General features: G+C 49.4%; 4 protein-coding genes and 1 pseudogene. 4 read left to right on the top strand and 1 reads right to left on the bottom strand.

Features of this window, described 5'->3' with window-relative positions:
• The 4 genes from AACS18_RS12040 to AACS18_RS12025 form a co-directional block, all read left to right on the top strand.
• On the top strand, positions 1-889 hold an 889-nt coding region (locus AACS18_RS12040), incomplete at its 5' end, for an aminotransferase class III-fold pyridoxal phosphate-dependent enzyme (RefSeq protein WP_108612392.1).
• On the top strand, positions 889-2,385 hold the full coding sequence (gene pseG / locus AACS18_RS12035; RefSeq protein WP_108612390.1) for a UDP-2,4-diacetamido-2,4,6-trideoxy-beta-L-altropyranose hydrolase: 1,497 nt from the start codon (positions 889-891) through the stop codon (positions 2,383-2,385). The genes AACS18_RS12040 and pseG, both read left to right, overlap by 1 nt.
• Positions 2,366-3,412, top strand: a complete 1,047-nt coding sequence (pseI, locus tag AACS18_RS12030; protein WP_108612389.1) for a pseudaminic acid synthase — start codon at positions 2,366-2,368, stop codon at positions 3,410-3,412. The genes pseG and pseI overlap by 20 nt, the downstream gene beginning before the upstream one ends.
• Before the next feature lie 47 nt (positions 3,413-3,459).
• On the top strand, positions 3,460-4,131 hold the full coding sequence (locus AACS18_RS12025; protein WP_108542033.1) for a class I SAM-dependent methyltransferase: 672 nt from the start codon (positions 3,460-3,462) through the stop codon (positions 4,129-4,131).
• Positions 4,132-4,196: 65 nt separating this feature from the next.
• Here AACS18_RS12025 and AACS18_RS12020 read toward each other — a convergent pair.
• Positions 4,197-4,613 (bottom strand): annotated as a pseudogene (locus AACS18_RS12020) (6-hydroxymethylpterin diphosphokinase MptE-like protein); the annotation flags it as partial.

The following is a 4,613-nucleotide window of genomic DNA, read 5'->3' as shown; positions in this document are numbered from 1 at the left end:
AGTCACAGGCCGCGAGCGGGTAGCCGTCTGTGGCTATCATGGCTGGCAAGACTGGTACATCGGCTCGACCACCCGCCATTTGGGGGTCCCCGAGTGCGTGAGAGAGCTGACCCACAGATTTGACTACAACGATCTTGCCTCGCTGCAGTGCCTGCTGGAAGCTCACCCGGGCGAGTTTGCAGCCGTCATTCTGGAACCGATGAATGTAACCTGGCCAACCCCAGATTTTCTGCCTGGTCTGCGCCAACTCTGCGATGCCCATGGCGCACTACTCATCTTTGATGAGACCATTACCGGTTTTCGCTACCACTTGGGCGGGGCACAGAGCCTCTTTGGTGTGACGCCGGATCTTGCTGCGTTCGGCAAAGGCATGGCCAATGGTTTCCCGATTTCCGCCGTTGTTGGCCGCCACCAATATATGAAACGGATGGAAGATATCTTCTTCTCCGGCACCTTCGGCGGGGATGTAATTGCCCTCGCTGCGGCCAACGCCGTCATCAAAAAGATGCGGCGACTGGATGTACCAAAAAGGCTTGCAGAGAGGGGACAACAGGTACTGGATGGGCTCGATAGCTTGCTAAAAGAGATCGATGCCCCGGACTGGCTGCATACCGCCGGACATCCGAGCTGGAGCTTTCTGCTGGTTGCGGATTCAGTAAACCACTCTACCTGGCTTCTCAAGAGCTATCTGATCCAGGAGTTGTGCAAGCGAGGGATCCTCACCCTTGGCAGTCACAATATGAATCTGGCCCACAGCGAACAGGATGTGGCCGCTTTGCTGGCCGCCTATCGCGACATACTGCCAGTGCTCATTCGCCACGATAGAGATCTGACACTGGCCAGTGCGCTTGATGGCGAGTCCATTCAACCCGTATTCCGGGTACGCTGATGCGGTTGCTGTTCCGATGTGATGCCAGTACGACAATAGGCGCAGGTCATCTCATGCGGTGCCTTAGCATCGCTGATCTTGCAGCCAGCCGAGGTGACGAGTGCCACTTCTTTTGTGCCGATTTGCCTGGCTTTGATGGCACTCAAGTCATTGCTCGCCAGCATGGTCTGACGCTGCTTCCCGCACAACCTGACTGGCGCTCGCTCTATCGCGCCATCATGGGGTGGGGAGGCAGTGATTGGCTGATTGTGGATCACTATCAGCTGGATCGCCGTTGGGAGCAGCCGCTGGCTGCCCTCTTCCCCCAACAACTGGTTATCGACGATCTGGCTGACAGACCTCATGAAGCAACCCGGTTGCTTGATATGACCCCTTACCGGCAACCAGCCGACTATGGTGAGAGCCTATTTGCAGAAGTGCCTCTGCTGGGCCCTGGTTATGCGCCACTGCGACCAGAGTTTGCCAAGCTACGGCCTACCGCGCTGGCCAGAAGAGCTTCAAATAGCAGGATCAGACGACTGCTGCTATCCTTGGGAGCAATGGACAGCGACAATCATCTGTCCCGGATTCTGCCCCTGATCGATCAACTGCCCATCCCTATATTGGAAATTGATCTGGTATTGGCAAGCAAAGCCCCTCATATCGATGCACTTAAAGAGGTCATGGCAAAAAGTCGCCATCACGTCAAATTGCACCTCGATGCAAACAACATGGCCGAATTGATGTTGAAGGCCGATCTCGCCATCGGTGCTGGAGGAACCAGTTGCTGGGAGCGCGCTACCTTGGCTCTGCCTACCCTGCTATTCACTCTTGCCGACAACCAACTGGAAAATGCCAGACGGCTAGCACAGGCAAATGCCGTGATATGGCTTGGCGATCTGAGAATGCTGGATGATGAGCAACTGCTACAACAGCTGTTACTTTACTGGCCCAATCAAGAGACATTGCAGCAACTCGGCGAGCATGGCGCCGCACTTTGTGATGGCACGGGAGCACAGCGTTTGTTGCAGAAGCTCACATCGCAGCAGCACTCATACTGGCTGCAGCCAATCACAGAAGAAGACGCAGAGTGGATATGGCAGTGGCAACAGGATGCGGTAACTCGCCGCTATAGCCGAAGTACCGATTGTCCTCCCCTCAGTGAACATAAAATCTGGTTACACGGAGCTTTGCAGAACCCTCAGCGCTGGCTGTTCAAGGTTATGTCAGCCACAGGTCCTTGCGCCGTCGTGAGGCTGGATGAAGCCTGTGAGCCAGACAGGTATAACGAAGTTTCTATCTACGTTGACCCCGAGCAACACCAACGAGGGCATGGCAAACGGGCTCTTAATCTGTTGCACCAACTTTTCCCTTGGTTCACCTTTCACGCCTATATCAGCCCTGAAAACCAGGGCTCTCTGGCTCTCTTCCGGTCAATTGGATATCAGTGCAGTAGCTCACAGAACTGGTTTCATTTTTCTCCCAAGGAGACGTTTCATGCCTCAGTTCACTATTAATGGCCGCGAGATAGGCCCAAATAGCCCGCCATACGTCATTGCTGAACTATCCGGCAACCATAATGGCCAGCTGGAGAGGGCACTGGCACTGGTAGATGCGGCTGCCGATGCGGGAGCTGATGCCATCAAGCTGCAAACCTATACAGCTGACACCATGACAATCGACTGTGATCTACCGGATTTTCATATTCAGGGAGGTTTATGGGATGGCCATACCCTTTACGATCTCTACACCCTGGCCCATACCCCATGGGAATGGCACCAGCCTCTCTTTGAACGAGCAAAGTCACGCGGATTGACTATTTTCTCCACGCCCTTCGACGAGAGTGCTGTTGATTTTTTGGAGGAGCTGGGTACTCCCGCATACAAAATTGCCTCATTCGAAATTACCGATCTTCCCCTGCTCAGTTACATAGCTCAGCAAGGAAAGCCGGTCATTATCTCTTCTGGCATGTCAACTGAAGATGAAATTGCCAAGGCAATGACTATTTTGCGTGAAAATGGTTGCTCACAGATCCTGCTGCTTCATTGTGTCAGTGGCTACCCAACCCCTCTTGCTGATATCAATCTCAAGCGGATTACCCGCTTGGCAAAGACATTTTCAGTACCCGTTGGTCTCTCTGATCACACGCTGGGAAATACCGCCGCTCAGCTGGCAATAGCATTGGGCGCTGTGGCCATCGAGAAACACCTGACCTTGGCTCGCGCTGATGGCGGCCCGGATGCCGAGTTCTCACTTGAACCAGGTGAACTTAAAGAGCTCTGCAGCCAGGCAAAACGCTGCTGGCAAGCGTTAGGATCAGGAGAAAGTGGTGACAACCAGGCTGAGCAGGCAAACCTGAGATTTCGTCGTTCTTTGTATTTTGTTACCGACATCCCTGCGGGCACCATCATAAAGCCGGAACACATCCGACGGATCCGGCCAGGCTATGGGTTGCCACCTGAAGCATTGCCACAAATATTAGGGAAAAAAGCTCGCCAAGATATTAATCGTGGAAAGGCCGTTCATATCGATGATTTTTTATAAAACCTTAAAGCATTATATTATAACGCTCATATTACAGGGTATGTTATATGAAACAAAAAAACGTATTCATGAAAGAAGAGGCTGATGCATGGTATGAGAGGAATAAATTCTGCATCAATCAAAAAGCTCTGAGTAATGACCCTATATTCATAGCACTACAAAGTATCGACTACCAACCGAAACGAATCCTTGAAATTGGCTGCGCCAATGGTTGGCGATTGGCACAACTGGCTAATTATTATGGTGCCACCTGCTATGGAATAGATCCATCACAAACAGCGATTGAGGATGGGGCTAAGAGCTATCCCGAATTAAATCTGAGCGTTGGAACTGCAGATGGTTTACCTGATATTAAACCTGTCGACCTGATTATTTTCGGTTTTTGTTTATATCTATGCGATCCACAAGATTTATTCACCATTGCGGCTAATAGTGACAGATTGCTCGTAGACAAGGGCGTAATGGCTGTTTACGATTTTTGTCCTCCGACAGGGCACTATCGAAATGACTACCAACATCATGCCAACCTATTTAGCTATAAAATGAATTACAGTAGTATGTTCAGTTGGCACCCAAGCTATTGTCGAATATTTGAGCACATCAAACATCATGATGGCACCAATGAGCTGGAGCCAGATGCATTGGTTTCTGTTCAACTATTGAAAAAAGACTCACGGCTTCTTGATGCAAAAAATCCATATCTCCAAAGGAATTACTGATATAAAAAGGGAGGCTTTTGCCTCCCATAATAAAGAATAACGCCTTGTTCACTACATAATAAAAATCATTCTTTTCTAAAAAAGGACATGAATTCATTATCAATCATATCAACACTATCGAAAGCTCTTGGGTACATCTCTTTTATTTTCGTCAAAAAGTCTAACCATAAACTGATTGCTGGTCTCATCAGCTCCATCGTTTTCTCCTCTCCATCAAAAGAATAGAGAATTGAACTCAATATAGTAAACACATAGTTCATTGAGCCAATCATAATCTGGGATATATGTTTTTGACGAGTTCCTGCAATCTGTGCGAGATAACCAAAGTTACGCAGCATTAATTGATTAATCTCATTTCTAGATGAGAACTCCTGTTGCCACTCGCCCGTCATTTTATCGATTAAGATATCGAAAAACTCAACATCCAGATATTGTTTAAAATCTTCTTTTGACAAAGGGATCGGGGTAGATAACTGCATAAT

Source organism: Aeromonas sp. HMWF015 (assembly GCF_963878965.1).
Lineage (GTDB): Bacteria > Pseudomonadota > Gammaproteobacteria > Enterobacterales > Aeromonadaceae > Aeromonas > Aeromonas veronii.
The sequence above is the reverse complement of the archived record's forward strand: the minus strand, read 5'-3'. Positions and strand labels throughout refer to the sequence as shown.